At 39.5% G+C, this 20,134-nt stretch carries 19 protein-coding genes and 1 tRNA gene; 14 read left to right on the forward strand and 6 right to left on the reverse strand.

The annotated features are described in order from the left end of the window. The first annotated feature begins 30 nt into the window (after positions 1-30). The gene (locus tag EHQ58_RS09355) at positions 31-1,029 is read left to right on the forward strand and encodes an adenosine kinase (protein WP_135623751.1); all 999 of its coding nucleotides are present in this window, start codon (positions 31-33) and stop codon (positions 1,027-1,029) included. Here EHQ58_RS09355 and EHQ58_RS09360 read toward each other — a convergent pair. After that, positions 1,019-1,423, reverse strand: a complete 405-nt coding sequence (locus EHQ58_RS09360; protein ID WP_135623638.1) for a response regulator — start codon at positions 1,421-1,423, stop codon at positions 1,019-1,021. The two genes, EHQ58_RS09355 and EHQ58_RS09360, sit on opposite strands and share 11 nt — an antisense overlap. Positions 1,424-1,430: 7 nt before the next feature. Next, positions 1,431-2,975 (reverse strand): PAS domain-containing sensor histidine kinase, encoded by a 1,545-nt coding sequence (locus EHQ58_RS09365; protein ID WP_246047275.1) that lies wholly within the window; start codon positions 2,973-2,975, stop codon positions 1,431-1,433. Between EHQ58_RS09365 and EHQ58_RS09370 the strand changes: the two genes are divergently transcribed. The 7 genes from EHQ58_RS09370 (at position 2,967) to pheS (ending at position 10,593) form a co-directional block, all read left to right on the forward strand. After that, entirely contained in the window at positions 2,967-3,896 is a 930-nt protein-coding gene (locus EHQ58_RS09370) for an ABC transporter ATP-binding protein (protein ID WP_135623639.1), read from the forward strand. The genes EHQ58_RS09365 and EHQ58_RS09370 overlap by 9 nt on opposite strands. Continuing rightward, positions 3,893-4,624 (forward strand): ABC transporter permease, encoded by a 732-nt coding sequence (locus tag EHQ58_RS09375; RefSeq protein ID WP_135623640.1) that lies wholly within the window; start codon positions 3,893-3,895, stop codon positions 4,622-4,624. The genes EHQ58_RS09370 and EHQ58_RS09375 overlap by 4 nt, the downstream gene beginning before the upstream one ends. Positions 4,625-4,631: 7 nt before the next feature. Beyond that, entirely contained in the window at positions 4,632-6,482 is a 1,851-nt protein-coding gene (locus EHQ58_RS09380) for a motility-associated ABC transporter substrate-binding family protein (RefSeq protein WP_246047277.1), read from the forward strand. Continuing rightward, positions 6,479-7,564, forward strand: coding sequence for a hypothetical protein (locus tag EHQ58_RS09385; protein ID WP_135623642.1), 1,086 nt, complete (start codon positions 6,479-6,481; stop codon positions 7,562-7,564). Before EHQ58_RS09380 ends, EHQ58_RS09385 begins: the two co-directional genes overlap by 4 nt. A 322-nt stretch (positions 7,565-7,886) precedes the next feature. Next, positions 7,887-8,180 (forward strand): hypothetical protein, encoded by a 294-nt coding sequence (locus EHQ58_RS18925; protein ID WP_246047279.1) that lies wholly within the window; start codon positions 7,887-7,889, stop codon positions 8,178-8,180. Beyond that, the gene (locus tag EHQ58_RS09395; RefSeq protein ID WP_135623644.1) at positions 8,177-9,571 is read left to right on the forward strand and encodes a UDP-N-acetylmuramate--L-alanine ligase; all 1,395 of its coding nucleotides are present in this window, start codon (positions 8,177-8,179) and stop codon (positions 9,569-9,571) included. Before EHQ58_RS18925 ends, EHQ58_RS09395 begins: the two co-directional genes overlap by 4 nt. Then, entirely contained in the window at positions 9,568-10,593 is a 1,026-nt protein-coding gene (pheS, locus tag EHQ58_RS09400; protein ID WP_135623645.1) for a phenylalanine--tRNA ligase subunit alpha, read from the forward strand. Before EHQ58_RS09395 ends, pheS begins: the two co-directional genes overlap by 4 nt. 32 nt (positions 10,594-10,625) lie before the next feature. Here the strand turns inward: pheS and EHQ58_RS09405 are convergent, their stop codons facing one another. The 4 genes from EHQ58_RS09405 to EHQ58_RS09420 are packed head-to-tail and all read right to left on the reverse strand — an operon-like array spanning position 10,626 to position 14,265. Beyond that, positions 10,626-12,152: a thiolase C-terminal domain-containing protein gene (locus EHQ58_RS09405; protein ID WP_135623646.1), complete on the reverse strand. Its 1,527-nt coding sequence runs from the start codon at positions 12,150-12,152 to the stop codon at positions 10,626-10,628. A gap of 15 nt (positions 12,153-12,167) precedes the next feature. Then, the gene (locus EHQ58_RS09410; RefSeq protein ID WP_135623647.1) at positions 12,168-12,965 is read right to left on the reverse strand and encodes a hypothetical protein; all 798 of its coding nucleotides are present in this window, start codon (positions 12,963-12,965) and stop codon (positions 12,168-12,170) included. After that, positions 12,962-13,984 (reverse strand): LIC_10450 family protein, encoded by a 1,023-nt coding sequence (locus EHQ58_RS09415; RefSeq protein ID WP_135623648.1) that lies wholly within the window; start codon positions 13,982-13,984, stop codon positions 12,962-12,964. The genes EHQ58_RS09410 and EHQ58_RS09415 overlap by 4 nt, the downstream gene beginning before the upstream one ends. Then, on the reverse strand, positions 13,981-14,265 hold the full coding sequence (locus EHQ58_RS09420) for a hypothetical protein (protein WP_135623649.1): 285 nt from the start codon (positions 14,263-14,265) through the stop codon (positions 13,981-13,983). Before EHQ58_RS09420 ends, EHQ58_RS09415 begins: the two co-directional genes overlap by 4 nt. 122 nt (positions 14,266-14,387) lie before the next feature. On the opposite strand from EHQ58_RS09420, the gene rpsT reads away from it, so the two are divergent. The 6 genes from rpsT (at position 14,388) to EHQ58_RS09450 (ending at position 20,131) form a co-directional block, all read left to right on the forward strand. Continuing rightward, the gene (gene rpsT, locus EHQ58_RS09425) at positions 14,388-14,666 is read left to right on the forward strand and encodes a 30S ribosomal protein S20 (protein ID WP_135623650.1); all 279 of its coding nucleotides are present in this window, start codon (positions 14,388-14,390) and stop codon (positions 14,664-14,666) included. Between the two features lie 115 nt (positions 14,667-14,781). Further along, positions 14,782-14,854, forward strand: a tRNA-Val gene (locus EHQ58_RS09430). Between the two features lie 111 nt (positions 14,855-14,965). Next, positions 14,966-16,342: a phosphoglucosamine mutase gene (gene glmM, locus EHQ58_RS09435; RefSeq protein WP_135623651.1), complete on the forward strand. Its 1,377-nt coding sequence runs from the start codon at positions 14,966-14,968 to the stop codon at positions 16,340-16,342. Then, the gene (glmS, locus tag EHQ58_RS09440; RefSeq protein WP_135623652.1) at positions 16,327-18,162 is read left to right on the forward strand and encodes a glutamine--fructose-6-phosphate transaminase (isomerizing); all 1,836 of its coding nucleotides are present in this window, start codon (positions 16,327-16,329) and stop codon (positions 18,160-18,162) included. Before glmM ends, glmS begins: the two co-directional genes overlap by 16 nt. Positions 18,163-18,167: 5 nt before the next feature. Next, positions 18,168-19,214 (forward strand): GlmU family protein, encoded by a 1,047-nt coding sequence (locus EHQ58_RS09445; protein WP_246047280.1) that lies wholly within the window; start codon positions 18,168-18,170, stop codon positions 19,212-19,214. Continuing rightward, entirely contained in the window at positions 19,211-20,131 is a 921-nt protein-coding gene (locus tag EHQ58_RS09450) for an alpha/beta fold hydrolase (protein WP_135623653.1), read from the forward strand. Before EHQ58_RS09445 ends, EHQ58_RS09450 begins: the two co-directional genes overlap by 4 nt. The last annotated feature ends 3 nt before the right edge of the window (positions 20,132-20,134 follow it).

The following is a 20,134-nucleotide window of genomic DNA, read 5'->3' on the forward strand; positions in this document are numbered from 1 at the left end:
TTTGAAGTGGAATTTCAAAGATTTGTTTCTATGAAGAAATATGATGTTTTTGGTGTAGGCAATGCCCTCGTAGATATTATCGCGTTTATCGATCCGAAGTTTTTAGAAAAACAGAAAATAAGCAAGGGAGTCATGACCCTTGTGGATGAAACTAGGCAAGGTGAGATTCTTGCAGACTTACACGATATAAAAAAAGAATTACGTTCGGGTGGCAGTGCAGCTAACACGATGATTGCGATCGCAAATTCCGGAGGTACATGCGCTTATACAGGCAAAGTCACCCATGATACCTATGGGGAATTTTATAAAAAAGATATGGAAGATGCAGGCGTCTTTTTTGAGACAAAACCAGACAAGGCAGGTCACACAGGAACTTGCGTCGTACTTACAACACCAGATGCGGAAAGAACGATGCTTACCTCCTTAGGTATTTCAACTTCTCTTGGTCCAGAGGATATTGATTTAGAAAGATTGAAATTATCAGCATATGTTTATGTGGAAGGCTACCTTTGGGATGGAGATTCGACAAAAAAGGCGAGTGAACTCTCCATGTCTGAAGCCAAAAAAAATGGAGTAAAAGTGGCATTTACCTATAGTGACCCGTTCTGTGTGAATCGATCTCGAGAAGAGTTTATCCGCCTAACAAAAGAATATGTAGATGTTGTTTTCTGCAATACTGAGGAAGGATTGGCGCTAAGCGGAAAGACCGATCCTAAGGAAGCAGTCGCCTTCATCGGAAGTCTTGCCGGTTTAGTTTTTATGACCGCGGGAAAAGATGGGGCCTATGTTTGCGAAAATGGAAAGGTAACGCTTGTTCCTGGTTTCCCTGTGAAACCAATCGATACGACAGGTGCTGGTGATGCGTTTGCTGCTGGTACGCTTTATGGCTTAACTCATGGATATTCGAATGCGAAATCTGCCAGATGGGGAAACTATGTAGCCTCGCGTATAGTGCAGGAAGTTGGGCCAAGGCTCACAATCCACTTACTTGGTAGACAAGACGAAATTTTAAAAGATTTTAAGGATTAAGTTTTTTTAACTGTTCATTTTCTTCCAGGAGAAGATGGATGCGTGTTACGATTTCGAGAGGTGCGAACGGTTTTTCAATCAAGCCGATCGCGCCTCTTTTTTTATACTCTTGGATCTCGCTTCTTTGAACTCTCGAGGTAATGAATATAACCGGAATCTGTTTCAATATCTCATTTTTATTCAACTCATCCATCAGCTCAAGTCCACTCATGCCAGGCATAAGTACATCTAATAGAATCAAATCTGGTTTTTCGATATTTGCCTTTGTGAGACCGTCCTGGCCATTGGTGGCGAACGATAGTAAGATATCGGAACTATGCTCAATGGCTATTTTTAAAATTTCGGTGATGTCTTCCTCATCTTCGATAATAAGGATGGATTTTAATTTTTTCATAAAGAGGCTACTGGTTGTTTATCGAATGTGCATGCACTTTTACTTTTGGAAGTTCTATCATAAATGTTGTTCCTTCCGTAGATGTTGAATAAGATATTTTTCCAAGCATGGCCTCGACAAATGCTTTTGTAATCGCAAGTCCAAGTCCAGAACCTCCCACCAACTTATCCTTAGGTGGAACACCTTGTGCAAACCTATGAAAGAGTCTGGGTTGAAACTCCGGATCGATGCCAGGTCCAAAATCCTGAACCGTCAAGAATGCCATCGACTCATTCTCCCCGATCTTAACTAGAATTGAGGAATACTTGGGAGTATATTTTACTGCATTGGAAATTAAATTTCCGATGCAGTGATTGAGTCTATCGTCATCAACGAAGACGAAAATTTCACTTTCAGGTTTTTCGTATTGTAATACAACGTGAAATTGTTCGGCAAAAGTTCTCATACCTTCTACTGCACTGAGTACAAGTTCTCCGAGCTGATGATTTTGATATGAAAAATTGATATTCCCAGAGTCCAAGGATTCGATATCTAGTAAGTCACTCACGAACCGAACCAACCTGAGTGTATTCTTTCTGCAGATATTTAGCAAAGATTTTGCCTGGCTATTGATCTCTCCTGCCACTCCACCTATAAGAAGTTCGATGGCACCTTTAATCGATGTCAGTGGAGTCCTGAGCTCATGACTGACTAAGCTTATGAATTCGTTTTTTAATCGTTCCGCCTTCTTTCTAATCGTTATATTTCTGACAATGGCGAGAACTTCATTGTTTCCACTTTTTGTCAGACGGATCTCATAAAATTTTTCACCATCATAATCATCAACAGAATATTCCTGAGTTGCGACAGAATCCTTTTCCAAAACTTCCTGTCTCATTTTTTCGATAGATTCTATCCGATTACCTGGGAAAATTTCATTGAGTCTTAAAAATTGAACTCCTGAATGATCCTCCCAATCCGAAAAATCTGGATATTCTTTGTAATTGATTACATTTCCACTTATATGGATTCTGTAAAGTGCATCGGGTATGGCGGTAAGTATGGCTCTATTTTTTATTATAATATTATCATAACCAAATTCTACCTGTTTCAGGTTTGTGATTTCCGAGGAAAGTGCAATTAGATAGGAACTAAATGGAATGAGCATCATCTCAAACCATCTTCCATCTCCATAGTTAAACTGATCGATTTTGATTGTTCTATTTTCTGCAAGGGCCGATTGCATGGCGATACCAAGCTTGGAATCCTTAATCTCGGGATAAACTTGCCAGACATGCTTTCCAATCAATTCTCCGTTTCGGCTACGAGTGATATCTTCTGCTTTGGCATTCAGATATTCATATTTCCACTCTTGATTGATAATGAAAACAGCATCACGTAACGAATCAATGATGCGGTATAATATCAATTTAGGCAATTTTCCTTCGGATTCAAAAAGAAGTTGCTTTGCGGCAAAAAAGCTGGGCTCATCCTTGAAAAAGCCTTTGATTTTTTCTAATTCTTCGTACATAAGTCCAAATATATCTAAATTAAATCTACAGTTATGATCCAAGTCAGCAATTTATCTAAATTTTATGGGGAAAAACGGGCCATTTCTGGTCTGAATTTTAAGCTAGAGAAGGGGGAAGTCGTTGGGCTTCTCGGCCTGAACGGTGCGGGAAAGACCACAACCATTCGAATTTTGGCTGGATTCCTGATTCCAAGTGCCGGTGATGCCTTGATTGATGGAAAATCAATTTTTGATTATCCACTCGAGGCGAAGAAGAAAATCGGATACCTGCCCGAATCGCCTCCGCTTTACGAAGATTTTGCGGTTTTTGATTATCTACAATTTGTGGGAAGATTGAAACAAATATCTGAAACAGAACTGCCCGCAGAAATAGAAAAAGTATTAAACAAAACAAATATCGTGGATGTTCGGGACCGCCTGATCTCTACGCTCTCTCTTGGTTACAGAAAGCGAGTGGGCATAGCGCAGGCGATCCTTGGCAATCCAGAAGTTGTCATCATGGACGAACCAATCTCAGGTCTCGATCCAAAACAAATTGTAGAAATTCGAAATCTCATACGAAGTTTAGCAGGAGAACATACAGTACTCATATCCAGCCATATCTTAAGTGAAATTTATAAAACTTGTGATAAGTTTTTATTTTTACATAAGGGTGCCCTTAGACAGGAGCTCAGCTTTTCTAAGTTAGATGAAGAAATGTCAAGACTTGCGGGATTGGAGATCGGGCTTTCAGGAGGCACAAAAGAGAATTTAGAGATTTTTTTAAAAACTTTTTTGGCAGCAGATGATAAACTACAGTTTATCAGTGGAAGTTCCGAAGAACAGCTTTTTCTAGTGAATAGCAAAGACCCAAAATCGTTTAAAGAAAAACTTTTTAGTCAAGCCAATGTTTCGGGCATACAAATCGAATCGATTCGCAAACAGGAAGTATCTCTAGAACAAATCTTTTTGGAGAAGATATGAATTTTCAAACATCCCTCTGGATTTATAAAAAAGAATTAAAATTATTCTTTGGAACCTATATGGGACCTCTTGTTTTAGGAGGCACTGCCTTCCTAAATGCTCTCTTCATTATGATTTTAAATTTTAACGGAAGAGCAAACTATGAGGAGGCGACGGTGGTTACATTTGTCTCGTTTATGACGACGATTCTCATTGCTATGATCATTATTTCTATGGGTTCCATTGTGGAAGAAAAGAATAAAGGTACACTTGAGCTTCTCTTTACGAGTCCCATTACAGATGTAGATATTGTCATCGGTAAATTTTTGTTTGGTGTGACAATATGTGCGATCATCACAGTTTTTATCAATGGACTATTTCCGATTCTTTTGTATTCTTATTGGCAAGCACCTTTATATATCGTAATTTCTGGAATGATAGGGGTGTTTTTATTAGGAACATTTACTTATACAGTGGGACTATTTGCGTCAAGTCTAGCGAAGAGCCAAATGATTTCTCTTTTAATTTCTGTGGTCATCATTTTGACTCTTTGGGTTGTCGGATACTTTTCTCATCTATTCCAATCAACGACGCGAAAGGTATTGTTTCATTTGCATATTTTTTCGCATTTTATCAGTTTTTCTAAAGGCGTGCTTCCGCTTACGGGCATTATATTCTTTATAAGTGGCACTTTCCTTTTTCTATATCTGACTGTAAAGGTTCTCGAATCGAGAAGATGGAGGGGGTAGTTCGATCATGATTCCATTAGATAGAGTGTTTCCGTTTTTAAGTGTTCTTTCCTTATATCTATTTTTTTTAATCGATGGAATGGTCACCGATCCTGCTAAGAGGTGGCTATGGTTAGGCATCATTGCGCTCTTTATTCTTTCCGATGTCATTTATCGGATCATCTCTTACGGTATACGGTCTGAGGATCAGAACCGATATATAGGAACAGGATTGGGTCTTTCCTCCTTTTTCTTATCTCTTCTTCGTGATTATCTGGATATATCGAATGTTGCTGGGATCAATGCAGAGGCAAGTGCCATTCCGAAGGTAAGAGAGTTCTTGCTACTCCTTGTCGTCATATTTGCTTTTTCGTTTCTATTGCAGGTGGTGTTACTCGAAGTTGGTCGAGCATCACTCGAAGCGCAGAGCAACCTATCTAAGTCAAAGAGCTCGTTGTTACAAAATGCTCTTCTTGGATTTTTATTATTGCTTCCGGTGCTTGTTGCTATTAATTATTTTGCCATCAAAAGAAATTATAATTTTGATTTAAGTGCAAAGGGAAAATATTCCTTGTCTCAAACGGCAAGAACTCTATTAAAACAAATCAAAAAAGAAACTTCCATTACTGCTTTTTATCCAAGGCCTTTGGAGGCCGATGGTCCCTCAAATTCTTTTACGTTAACACGGATTCGTCCAGATGTAGAAATCATTTTGGATCAAATCCGCGCTGAAAATGCAATGATTTCGACACAATTTATCAATGCAGACGTAGAGACAGATCTTCTCAAAGATTTTCCCCAGGCTGCCAATGGAAGCATCGTGATTCGAGCGAAAAAAGAATCTGTTGTCGGTGACATCCCTTTTGCTGAAGAAAAAATTTTCGTGAAAGATGTGGCTGATCTGGAGGAGATGGAACGTAAATTGATCTCTGCTCTTTTTACTGTAGCGACGGAGCAGAAGAAGGTATATTTTACGACATCGAATGGGGAAAGATTTGGCGTCGGGTTCAAATCTCTCCCGAATGAACAAATCAATCGCTTTACGAGTAACCTCCAATTTTTGAATTTTAAAGCGGGTGAGTGGGGTTTCGCACAAGGCTGGCCTTCTGCCTTTCCAACAGATGCAGATATGGTGGCAATCATAGGCGCGACCGTACCCTTTTCGGAGGAAGCACGTGCCGAAATTAAGAAATACGTACTTGAAAAAAATGGAAAACTTTTTGTAACCATAGACCCTCGTGGCAGAGAAGATTTTTCTTGGTTACTTTCCGCGTCTGGGCTTGAGATGAAAAACGAAGCACTCGTAGAAGTTTCAGAAAAACCAGGGGTTATTGTCGCGAAAAGAATGCCTGATCATAAAATCACAGAACTGATTCCCAAAAAAGATCTGGGAGTCTTGTTCCCGTATAGCGGGTATTTTGTGACAGTGTCCGCGGGAACCAATCCATTTTTGTTTAAATCGGAAAACATTCTCGAGACGGGATTTGATGTTTATGCCGATCTAAATAAAAATTCAAAATTGGATGCAGATGAGAAAAAAGAGAATCGAATCTTAAGTGCCATTCTCACTCCCCTATCACTTACTGGAGATAAAACAGGAAGAGTTGTGATTCATGCAGGGACGTCCTGGATTACGGATCAGTTTATTTCTTATACGATCAATGTGGCTTACTCAAATTCCCTTGTAACAGGACTCTTTTTAGACGAGGCCATTTCCGAGATTCCGAAAAAGAAGGAAGAAGCCACAACTGTGAATCTATCTGACAGTCAGAAGCTCATCGTCTGGGCGATCGGAGTCTTTCTCTATCCAGGATTCATCTTTGGACTGGGTGCTTACTATGTTAGTTCAAGAAGAAAAAAAGCATCTATAGAAGTATGAACAAACGTTTCTTATATTTAATCTTCACCTTAATTTTTTTACTCGTAGTATTCTTTTTCCAAGAAGAGAAGCTTGAGAACCAATCCGAGTTAAATTTCTGGAAAGAAAATTGGAAATCGATTCATTTCCAACCACCTAAAAAGGAATGGTGCGGAGTGGGCGAACCTGCCTTTATCTCGACGGAAATAGAGATGAGACTTTATGATAGAGGTTGGAAAAAAGCTCCTATATTTTCTATCTCCTCTATAGATGAAATGACCAAGGAAATCGTTACCTACGAAGGCAATTACAATATTAAGAATACATTCTCAGATTTAAGTGTCTTAAAAACTAAGTTTATAGATACCGCCAAGGAAGAAGAATTTAGTAAATATTGTTTGTTAGATGATGCACCGAAATTTATCTTAAGTCTTGATTCACCTCTTGTGTCAGAAACTAAATCTAATAAGACACTTTATTTTGGGAAAAAAGTAGAGTCTGATTCCGCTAGAATCCTTGCTCGCGAATCAATGCAGTTAATCTCACCTTATGCTTATTTATTAGAGAAGTTTCGAGGGAGTCTTGTTGGATTACGTGAAAGACAATTTTTTACCTATAACGGTGGTTATATTAAGAGAATTGAGCTCACAGGACAAGGTCTGAGAATTATTGCTGAAAATTTTGCAAAAAAAAATCAATATGAATCCTACGTAAACCAATGGAGTCGACCTACTGGAGAACGAATCGTTCTCCCTCCAGATATTGGAAATGATTGGGAGATAAAATTGAAAGCCTTACGCGCTGATTTGTACCCAGACGATGTGGAGGGTCCAGGTTTTTCCGAAGTTAAAAAATGGAAAGGGGCGACTCCTGAGTTTACGGTTTCGGTCGCGCATTCTGATTCCCAGGAATGGAAACTTTCGATTTATCCACGAGTAGAATGGAAGGGCAAAACCTATAGACCTGTTCTGAGGGAAATATCGCCCTATTTATCAGAGAGTATGAGCTTTGTAAATGAAGAATCTTTCCAAAATTTTCTCCAAAGCGCACTTCGCGTGAAAAGTGCTTCCCGCTACGAACGTCCCAATCAGAAAATCCAATAAGGTGCAAAAAACAGATCTATACAATGCCAGACGGCAACTTCTAAGAGACATCTTTTTCTCGCCAACGTCGGCCTTTGAGTCTTACTTCCAGAAATCAGATTTGGGCGGAAGAGACTTGTTTCTCATCCATTTGAATCTCGCTTTAATTGGCGGGCTAATGAAGTTTTTTGGCAATATAATCCAAATCTTCATATTCAAAGTGACCACAATAGATGAGGAAACGACCTTAAGTCTTACTCAAGGAATCATTCCCCTTATTACATTTTATCTTCTAATATACGCCTTACTTAGATTAACTGATAGTTTTCGGATGTATCACCAAATGCGCGATAAATCCAAAGATTGGTCGGGACCAGAACCTCACGTTTTTATACTTTCCTTTTTACCTTTTACTTCTAGCGCAGTTTTTTGGATTTTACCGCCTCCCTTTCCCTTGTTAATCCTAGGTCTTGGCTTTTTGTATTCCTTGCAATTAGCATATTTGTATTTATCCATTCACCATGCATGGACCTCTCTTGAATTTTTCTTTTTCCTGATGAGGGTCATTCTCTTCTTTTTAGTTCTAATAACCATTCCTCTGGCGTTTTATCATGTAATCAGGACGGCTCTCAATTGAAGATTTTTTTAGTTGGTATTGGCGGTATTGCCATGGGCAATTTGGCTTACATGTTAAAAGAACTTGGGCATGAAGTCTCAGGCTCGGATCAAAATTTATACCCTCCCATGTCTGATAAATTAGTAGAATGGGGTCTATCACCTAAATCAGGTTATCATGCAGATAATGTAAAAGAAGCGGATCTCGTAATCATAGGAAATGCGATCTCTCGTGGAAATCCAGAAGTGGAAGCCGTTCTTAATTCTGGAAAGGAATATATGAGTATGGCTGAGGCCATCGGTCATTTTTTTCTTAAAGGTAAAAAGCCCATTGTAATTGCAGGGACACATGGAAAAACAACGACTACATTTCTTACACATTATTTGCTTTCAGAGATTGGTCTTGAGCCGGGTTTGTTTGTCGGTGGAATTCGTGCCGATGGTCATGCTGGTTTTTCTTTAGGAAGGGGAGATTATTTTGTCATAGAAGGTGATGAATACGATAGCGCTTTTTTCGATAAGAGTTCAAAATTTCTCCATTACCGCCCCTACTACCTTGTGTTAAACGCACTCGATTTTGATCATGCAGATATTTTTGCAAATTTAGACGCGATTAAAGTGATGTTTAAACGATTGCTTAACTTAGTCCCAAGTAAAGGGAAAGTTTTGTCTTGGAAAGGATCCAAGAATCTAAATACGATATTAGAAAATTTTAAGCATGCACCAGTGGGACTTTTTGAACTTGGCGAGAAGGGCTCGGTTTTTAGCTATAAAAAAGGCATTTTAAAAGACATACAAGCAAAACAAACATTAAGACCTTCTTTGATTGGGGCGCATAATTATCGCAATGCGGAAGCTGCCGTACGTGTTTGTTTGGAGATCGCGCCTGACAAACGAAAACAAATTCTAGAAGCTTTTTTACGTTTTCCTGGAGTCAAAAGACGGCAGGAAATTTTAGCAAAGACTGAAAATAGTTTGTTGGTAGAAGATTTTGCCCATCACCCAGTAGCGATCCATGAAACGATTAAGGCTCATAAGGAGGCCTATCCTGGTTACAAAATCATCTCTCTCTTTGAACCAAGAAGTGCGACTTCTCATAGAAATGTGTTTCAAGATGATTTTGCAAAAGCTTTCAAAGGCTCCGACTTAACGCTCATAACAGAAGTGTTCCAAGTAAATAAAGTTTCGGCTAAAGATCGATTGAATGTAAAACGACTCATCAAAGACACTGCCAAACATTCAAAAAAAACAGCCATATATTGCAAAGAACCAAAAGACATTCTGCACATTTTACAAAAAGAAATTTATAAATTTAACAAACACAAGATCATCATACTTGCCATGTCGAATGGTGCATTTGGTGGAATCTACCCTGAGTTAAAAAAACTTGTTATAGAAAGAGAGCAAAAATGAGCTTACTCGAAGAAATCAATTCCCTAATCCTTGAAGCAGAATCTTCACTATCAAAATGTAATTCCGAAGAGGAATTGGATGCATCCAAGAATTTGTTTGTTGGAAAAAAAGGAAAGCTAACACAGGTATTAAAAGGACTCGCCGCCCTATCTGTCGAAGAAAAGAAAACCATCGGTAAAGTTGCCAATGAAGCGCAAGTTCGTATCGAATCCTTTTTAGAAAATCGCCGAGCAGCTTTAAAAGAAGAATTCTATCAAATCAAACTGAAAGAAGAGTTTATTGATGCACTTAGGCCAGTAAATGGCAATGAAAGAGGTACCTTACATCCGATCACTCAAATTCAATACGAAATTGAAGATATTTTTACTTCCATGGGTTTTTCTGTGATGGATGGTCCCGAAGTCGAGACGGATGAAAATAATTTTGCGGCATTGAATTTTACAGAGGATCATCCTGCTCGCGATATGCAGGATACGTTTTATACGACAGATGGAAACCTGCTTCGCACGCATACATCAGCGATCCAAGTCCGTGCACTTCGTAACCTAAAACCACCATTTCGCATCATTGCACCTGGGCGTGTCTTTCGTTATGAAGAAGTCGATGCCTCTCATGAAAACACCTTCTACCAAGTAGAAGGAATGGTGGTCGGTGAAAATATTTCTATTGCTAACTTAATTTATACGATGGAAACTCTTCTTTCTAGTGTTTTTCGAACCAGTGTAAAAACCCGACTCCGTCCGGGATATTTCCCCTTTGTGGAACCGGGTTTTGAACTTGATATCCAGTGTCTTGTTTGTGAAGGTAAGGGATGTTCGGTATGCAAACAATCAGGTTGGTTGGAGTTACTTCCTTGTGGACTCATTCATCCCAATGTCCTCAGTCACGCGGGGCACGATCCAAAAAAATGGACAGGCTTTGCCTTTGGTCTGGGACTTGATCGTCTCGTGATGATGCGGTATGGTATCAATGATATCCGCTATTTCCAATCTGGAAATTTACGATTTTTGAATCAGTTTTAAGTTACTTAAATATTCGACTTTCGTAAAATCTTTTATTTTAAGATCGCTTGTAATTTTCCATCGATCATTTTTAACTGAACCTTTGTTTTGCGAAAATCCAATCCATCAGTTGTTTCGATTTCATTTTCGTCAGAGGTGAATAGATTCGTAACACACATGCTTCCTCTTTCTGTTTGTAGTGCACATAAAACATAGGGAGGCTTTTTTTCACCACCTGGATTGAAATGTACAGTTGTCGCTGATAGGATTTCACAAACATCCCCAGCCTTTGCATCCACTTCATTCACTTGAATCGGCCGTGGGAATTGAGGGATGCGAATCGGCTTTGAACTCTCTTCAGTCGAAAAAATGACAACGGAATTGATGCTATCGATTCCTCCATTTCCGCCAAGTAGGCTTACTCGTGGCTTAGATTTTAAAATTTTTGGAATGGGATCAACGGCTAGTTGGTATTGGCTGGCTACGTCAATCAGACCGGTTACGCCTGACAGAGACATGGCGGCCTGATAGTTTAAAATTCCGCCACCGCAGTTGATAGGGATATCATTTTTACCATTGCTGATATGACCTGTTTTTAAAGAATCGGCAACGAGTCGGGGTGAGACACCGAAATACAAGCTTGCTTGCTGGATGATCATTCCTGTAAAACAATCATAGATCCAGGCATACTCGACTTCTTCCCTGGCAAATCCGGAAAGACTGAAAGCCTTTTCGCATGCGATTGCCGCGGGACTGCCCATGCCTTTTTTTTGATAAAAATATTCTGCATGAACTGCATGACTTGCGCCTGTCATGAAAATATGCTGAGCATCCTTTCTGAGGATGCCCTTATCGATCAGCTCTTGTTTTTTTTCGACAGTCGTCACAAGTGTAGCAAATGCATGGTCGGTGACGATAGCGATCATCGGTGTGGAATATGGACCCGCCAGAGGACGATGTAGCTGTTTATCCGTTAATTCTTTTTGGTATTGAAATGCCCTGGGGTTACCTACTGCATTGCTTCGAAAATGTTTGGCAATATCGATATGGTCATTTGTCGTAACGCCAGATTCACTCATCTGCCGCTCGGCAAGTAATGCATATAAGGCGATGAGCGTTGCACCATAATTGATTTCAAAATCTTTGTGGCATACGGTTTCAGTTAAACGTTTAAGATCAGATACTTGTTTAAAAACGGATTTTGGAACATCTGCCGCGGCGACTAAAACAACGGCGTTGGGATTGCTCGTTACGATTGAGTATGCTTGATGAAGAGCACCCCCGACACTTGCCCCGCCCAGGTCGACCATATGGCAGGATATACCCGTGAATCCTAAATCGTTCGCATCCCGAACGGCATGTCCGTAACCCGTTCGGCCTAAGGAAAGTGAATCTATCGATACAAAGTCTGTCAAAAAGGGAGCTAAACGATTTCTATCTGTACCCAAAAAGGTACAGAGTTTGTCGACGGATCGGAATAATAATTTAAAATATTTTTCCATCGTGCTTGCCTGTTTGTATGAATCTTGGTCAAATTCTGATTCGATCGTATCGGCAACACCGAGGAAAATAGGTTTCATATTCGTAAGAAAATATTAACTCTCCATACCTAGCAACGAATTCATACGAAAATCTTGTATGATTTCCTTGCATCGTTCAGAGATCATTTCCAGAGACCTTCCGAATCTTTTACCACCATAAACCACGTGAGCTTTCGGATATTCCCTGTCAGATACTTGTACCATTAAGTCTGGATTGATGCGATTTTTAGCAGTCAAATCTTGAATGGATTGCGAAACATTTTTTAAAGCGATGCAGCCGTCCCGGAGGAGTGCCTGCGAAACTTTTTCGATAAGTATAGGATTGCCATTCGCATCGAGCAGACTTTTTGTAACTTCTTGTATCTTAAGTGACGGCATTCCTCGTCTCGAGATACCGATCCGCTCAAGAACTAAGACGCTATCTTGTAAAAAAGAATATTCGGGAGTTCCTTTGAATATATTCAATAACACTGGCAATTCTGTATCGGCAAATTGTACCATGGCACCATAAAAATAGCGTAACTCTAGTTTGGCGACAGGATGAAAATCAATTTTCTGATATTTCTCAAGCTTTTCCATGGACTCATCCATGATTCGGTTAAGTGTGCTAGCTTTAGCTGCTTCTTTTTTCGCAGCTAAATTTTGTATCTTTCCTTTTAATTGTTCAAGAAAGGCTATCTCTTCTGAAAGAAACTTGCTTAGATTTCCTCTAAGTCTCAAAACTTGTAAGTATCTTGTTTCGAAACTTGTTTGATCAAATACTTTTGGATTTAACTTACCATGTTCTTGGTATTCGCTTCTTATCTTTTCTAATAGTGTTTTGATTTCATATTCAGATAATTCTTTGCTCATTTTTGATTTTTCCAGGTATCGACTTCCAGCATTGTTTTATCAAGGTCTTGAGAGAAATAGAGTGAGGCATTTTTTGCATCAACAAACATCAATTGGTTGGGATATTGGAGTTGTTTGACTTGGGAATCTGTTTTCAAATTCATGATATTCATAAGTTGCAAACTCAATTTTTTCATATCAATGATGATAGCAGACGTATGACGTTGCATTTCATAAAGGTGAAGTTTATCCAATTTTTCACGATCCGATTCAATTGATTTCATATCTTCTCGCATATCTGCAGGAGCTTTCGAAATATAATATGTTATTGGACGAGGGTAGGCTGTCATTTCTTTATGAAGATCGATCATTTTATCGATCGCCTCAAAAATTTGGGCTTCAAATTCTCTAGCTAAATTACCTACAATGTTTTTGTTTTCAGAAGGGTCACCCGTGACTTCGAAGATGCGAGAAGATTGGATGTTTCGGATCATCGCATTCGCACGCTCTTTATAGGTACCTAATACTTTAATGAAATGCTCTATCAAATTGCTTGGTTGGCGACTGTCAATTTTATCATTGGCAAAAATAGCCGATTCAGGATTAGAAATGGATTCGGATTGCTTTTCTGTTACGCGTGACTCATCCATACCCATGATGTCCAATTCAATTTCTCCTCCAAGAAGAGGTTCCTCTGATGCTTCTGGCTTTGGCCCTCTAGGAAATTTTCTGCGTTCTGCTTGTACTTTTTGAGGAGTGGGAGGCGCGAGAGGGGCTTGGGGTGTTAGCATTTCCTTTACTGTAGGTATGGGAGTTCGTTCCGGTGCCTCAATGGCAGGTTTTACCACCTCAACACTTTGGTTCGTAGTTAGTTTAATGATTTCCATGCGTCGGATTTCTTTGTTAAATCTTAGCGCATATCGGTTGTTATCTTTATCTATAAATCGCTGATTGATTTGTGAAATCGACATTTTGTTTGGATCGATATCCGAAATGGAGTCGATTTTGGTATAAGTTTGTTTTCCTTTCTCTGGGTTCACAGTCTGAGTATATCCAATAATGTCTGAATAAAAGCATATGAGAGGAGCACGTTTGGGTCAACTTCGATCTCTTGTGACTTTCGATATAAGTCAAAAAAATCTTTCCTACTGAGATGGACTCTCTCAAATACGGAATTTCTTTCCAAAGAAAATTCCCATTTGTCAATTTCGTTATATTGAAGTTCTAATATGGCAAGTCTTATGATAAATCCTAAGTCGAGATGTTTTTCATTTAAAATCTGTGCTATTTCTTTGTCGATTTCCAAAAGGCTGTAAAACATCGGGCACCTCTTCGATTTAAGGTCCGAATTCTCGCAAATTGGATCGGAAATTTTTATGTTTCCCCTTGACCCTCAGACTGGTACTCAAAAGATAAGTAAAAATTCCTCGTAGGGGACGTTCCTTGGCTAATTTAAGATCCTCCAAAAAAGACATCAGACGCTCAGAGCGCCGTAAAGAGCGCAACGCTCAGGACAAAACTGAGATTCGTACATATGCACGTAATTTGCTGAAAGCAATCAAATCTGGAAACAAAGAAGAAGCCTTAGGCTTTTTCGGTAAATATGCTTCTAGATTGGACAGAGCAGCGAAAACAAAACTCATTCACAAGAAAAATGCTGATCGTAAGAAATCTCGAATGGCAGCACGTATCAATACGATCGGAAAGACTGCTACCGCATAACTCTGACGCATCGTTTTTATTCCTTGTATGGGCCACAGTTTCTGTGGCCTTTTTTATTTTATCCCTGAAAATTATAGACAGCAGACACCATCTTGCTTTTAATGACATTACGAACGGGCGATTAGCTCAGCTGGGAGAGCAGCTGCCTTACAAGCAGCGGGTCGGCAGTTCAATCCTGTCATCGCCCAAATCCGTTTTCATCTCATCTCACCCCCTCTGCTCAGAGGGGATACTCCTAACAAAATGGATCTGAAAAAGATAGACTTCCGTCTGATTTGCTTCAACTTGGACTCTATTACATGATCATCTCTAGACAATACGATCTATCGAACCTGATGATCTCCATTTCGGGAGTTCGGGGAAAAATAAACAACGGGTTTGGCTTGCCAGAAGCATTACTCTTCACCCAATCTTTTGCAACCATGATGGCTGGCCAAACAGTCGTTATCGGTAGAGACTCCAGACCCAGCGGCCCCTATTTTGAACATTTGCTCATCGCATCTCTCCTTGCGACGGGATCAAATGTCCTTACTTTAGGTCTCGTACCCACACCTACCACCAAAGCAGTCGTAAAACTTGCCAAAGCAAAAGGTGGGATTATGATTTCTGCTTCTCATAACCCTATGGAGTGGAACGCTTTTAAATTTATTTCGAAAGATGGTTTTTTCTTTAATGCAAAGGAAAATGAAACGTTAGTCTCCATCTTAAAGGATGGTAAATATGCAAAAAGTTTAATCCATCCGAAAAGTTATGTGGAGTCGGGAGAAGATTATATTGATTTGCATATTAAATCTGTTCTCTCTCGAGTGAATCTAGCAAAAATCCGAAAGAAAAAATATAAAGTGTTTGTGGATGCAGTAGGCGGAGCGGGTTCATTCGTTGTTCCTAGTCTATTGCGGCAGTTAGGTTGCACGGTGATTGAACATAATTGTAAACCAGATGGTACCTTCCCTCGCCCACCTGAACCGACACCAGCAGCACTTGTATCCTCTGAAAAAGCATTTAAGAAATCGAAGGCCGACATTGGATTTGCACTCGATCCTGATGCAGACAGATTGGTGTTATTTACGCCAAAGCGAGGTGCAATTTCAGAAGAATTGACATTACCGCTAGCTTTAAGAAGTGCTCTCGGATCAGCCAAAAGAGGTAGCAAAGTGATCGTAAATCTTTCCTCAAGCTTTTTAAACGAACATGTCGCAGAAAAATTTGGAATGAAAGTCTTACGCTCCAAAGTAGGAGAGGCAAATGTAGTTTCTGAAATGATGAGCGAGAAAGCAGTGTTTGGTGGTGAAGGAAACGGCGGAGTCATTGATCCAAAAATCCCCTCTTTTGGGCGGGATACGCTTTCTGGAATCGCGCATATTTTAAACCTAATGGCAGAGGAAAATCGAAAGATCGATGATTTTGTCGATGAATTGCCAGAGATTTGTATGGAAAAGCAATCATTTCCATTGGCAAAGGATGTTTCTCTTTCCACCTTATACGAAAAATTTAAATCGGAATTTTCGAAAGCAAAGATGTCTACCAAGGATGGGCTTTGGCTCTCTGAGGGTAGTAGATGGATCCATATTCGCCCATCTAACACCGAACCAATCTTTCGAGTGATAGCCGAATCAGAATCGGCTTCGGATCTTAAAGAAACTTTGAAGAGAGTAAAAAAATGTGTGGAATCGTAGGATATTTAGGTAGGCGCCAGGCATTACCGATCATCATTAAAGGTCTGAAACGCCTTGAATATCGAGGCTACGATAGCGCTGGCATTGCGTTATTGAATGGCTCTCTTGACATCGTCAAAAAAAAAGGGAAAGTGATCGATCTTGAAAATGAGATCGGATCGAAGCCCATGGATGCAACTCTCGGCATGGGACATACTCGTTGGGCAACACATGGTGAGCCAAATGATAAGAATGCACATCCACATGCGAGCACGGATGGTAAATTAGCAATCATTCACAACGGCATCATTGAAAATTATGCTTCTTTGAAAAAAGAGTTAGAAAAAAGCGGGCATAAATTTCTATCAGATACGGACACAGAAGTTTTGATCCATCTCATTGAAGAAATCAAAATTCAAAACAATTGCAATATAGAAGAAGCAGTAAGGTTAGCATTAAACGAAGTCGTAGGTGCATATGCCATTGTCGTGTTATCTCAAGATGAAGAACGGACCTTGATTGCTGCAAGAAAGGGTTCTCCTTTAGTTATTGGTATAGGCGAAGATGAATTTTTTGTAGCATCCGATGCTACACCTATCATCGAATATACGAATAATGTTACTTACTTGAATGACCGTGAAATGGCAATCATTAAAGATGGTAGTCTAGTCGTTAAAAACCTAGAGAATATCGTAAAAACTCCCTTCATTCAAAAATTAGAATTGGATCTAGAAGATATCGAAAAGGGCGGATACGCGCACTTTATGCTGAAAGAAATCTTTGAACAACCAAAATCGATACGAGATGCAATGCGAGGACGTTTGGTTCTCAGGGAGCACCAGTTGATTCTAAGCGGAATTGATCAATATCTGAATCGGTTTATTAATGCTGAACGTATGTTGTTAATTGGTTGCGGAACTTCTTGGCATGCAGGACTCATAGGGGAATATTTATTTGAAGATTTAGCCAGGATACCTACAGAAGTAGAATATGCTTCTGAGTTTAGATATAGAAATCCCGTAATCAGAGATAAGGATATCGTTATCGCCATATCACAGTCAGGTGAGACGGCGGATACATTGGCGGCCATAGAATTGGCAAAATCGAAAGGATCTCTGATATTTGGTGTATGTAATGCTGTAGGTTCTTCTATCGCAAGAACTGCTGATGCAGGTGCCTATCTGCATGCAGGTCCCGAGATAGGTGTCGCGTCTACCAAGGCATTTACATCTCAAGTAACCATTCTTGCGATGATGGCGATGTATCTTGGATTAAAAAAAGGAACGATTCCGCTCTCTAAATACCAAGAATTGCTAAATGCTCTTGATTCTGTGCCTGATAAAGTATCCAAAATTCTTTCCAAGGCTGATGAGATTTTGGAGATTTCAAAATCGTTTTATCAGGCAACTAACTTCCTTTATTTAGGGCGCGGTTATAATTTTCCTGTTGCCTTAGAAGGCGCACTTAAATTGAAAGAAATTTCCTATATTCATGCAGAAGGGTATCCTGCCGCGGAAATGAAACATGGGCCGATTGCCCTCATTGATGAGGAAATGCCAGTTGTTTTTATCGCAACGAAGGATAGTTCCTACGAAAAGGTAATCTCTAATATACAAGAGGTAAAAGCTCGAAAGGGAAAAGTGATCGCGATTGTAACTGAAGGTGATACGGAGATCAAAGGTATGGCTGATTTTACATTCGAAATACCGAATATTGCCGATCCATTAGTTCCACTTCTTGCCGTAGTACCTTTGCAACTTCTTTCCTACCACATAGCGATCCTTAGAGGGTGTAATGTGGATCAACCTAGAAATTTGGCAAAATCAGTAACGGTAGAATAGTGTCTGTGAATAAAAAAATCTTAATAGATGAAAGGAATCGGCCCATTTCCTTAGACCCACTTTCGAGATTTCATTCTTTTATGGAATGGAACCTTGGCGGGTTGACGTTGATTCAAAAACTGGAAATTCAACATCCAGGATCTTTGGTTTATTATGCGAGTAACGATCCTCTCTTTCAAAATCTCATTTTGGAACGTTACCCAAAAGTTCTTCCCTTTAAAGAGCAATCGTATGATTTGATTTTAACACCTGATTCTTTCCTTCCATGGGATCTCCAACGAGTCATTCCCTCTGAAATTGAAGATACTTTAACTCTAAATAAAGAGTGGAAGAAATTTAGACAAAAATACAAAGTAAAGTCGGCGGGTTTTCATGTCGTTGGAAAAGACAAACATCTTTATCTTCACCCGAAGGCCATTGTCTATCCAGGGGTCGTTTTCGACACTTCAACTGGTCCGATCATTATCGATGAAGATGTGAAAATTTCTTCGTTCAGTTTTCTGGAAGGTCCACTTTACATCGGAAAAGGATCCCAAATTGACAATGCCAGAATTACTGGTGGGACACTCATAGGTAGGTCTTGTCGCATCGGCGGGGAAGTTGAAAATTCTATCATCCAAGATTTCACCAACAAACATCATGAAGGTTTTTTGGGTCATTCTTTTGTTTCAAGTTGGGTAAACCTTGGGGCTCTAGCAACCACTTCCGATTTAAAAAATAACTATGGCATCGTGAAATTGAAAATAGATTCACACGAAGTGAATACCGGAACTATAAAATTTGGCTCAATCATTGGACCATTTTCGAAGGTAGCCATCGGTGTTATGTTAAATACAGGCGCTGTTGTAGACATAGGCTCGAATTTAGTTGAATCACGGATCTCTGGTTACCAACATCCTTTCACCTGGATATCGAAAGGCAGTCACTACCAAAAAGAGGCCTTTATAGCGGATACCAAAAAAATCATGGCACGTAGGGGAATTAACCTTTTTGAATTTGAAGAGCAATATCTAAGATCATTATATTCTGAATTAGTGGATTCCAAAAATTGAGCCCCTCACTTCAAGATCACATCAACTCTGGCAAATACGCTGAAATAGATGGGATAAAATATTTTTATCGAGATTCTGGAAATAAAGAAGAAATCGTGGTTCTCTTACATGGCTTTATGACAACTTCCTATCATTATCGAAAACTGATCGCTCTGCTTGAAAAAAAATATAGGGTGATCGCTCCTGACTTTTTAGGCATCGGGCTTAGCGAGAGACCATCGACACCGCTCTCACATAGAATGCAGGCCTATTATTTATATAAGTTTTTAGAAAAAGTAACGGATGAAAAAAAAGTACATGTGGTGGCTCATGATTTTGCGCTGCCCATTCTTGGATTCCTTTTAAAAGAACATCCTGAACATATAAAATCGCTTTCCATTGTGAACGGATTTTTAAATCTTCCTAAATTTCGATTTTACTTACCATTAAGTATCATTCGAATTCCCCTGCTCGGTGATGTTTTTTCATTCTTCTTTCGACCTCCTTTCTTAAAATGGATATACCAACTCTTCTTAACTAAAAAAGGTTTTCGATTCGACCCGGATTGGGAAAGAGACACCTATCAGTTGCTATTTTCAGGAAAGAATCGTGGAAATACATTAGAGTTTCTGAGAAACGTAGACAGGTCCTCACATACTTTGAGAGATCTCGAGGATGGCGTGAAATCACTCGTCGGACTGAGACAGATCATTATCGGAGAGGTAGATTATCGCATTTCTCCTTATCAAACAGAATTCATTAAAGAAACACTGAGAACCAGCGCTTTGTCAGTAGTTCCTTCCAATCATTTGCCCATGGAAGAATGTCCAGAAGAATTAGCGATGAAGATCGAGTTTCTCGTGGATTCTTATTCACGAAACAGCAATAAAACCAAAACATTTCATTTTAAACGAACCAAACCGAATGGAGAGGAGTAGTTA

This window comes from Leptospira ognonensis, from assembly GCF_004770745.1.
GTDB lineage: Bacteria > Spirochaetota > Leptospiria > Leptospirales > Leptospiraceae > Leptospira_A > Leptospira_A ognonensis.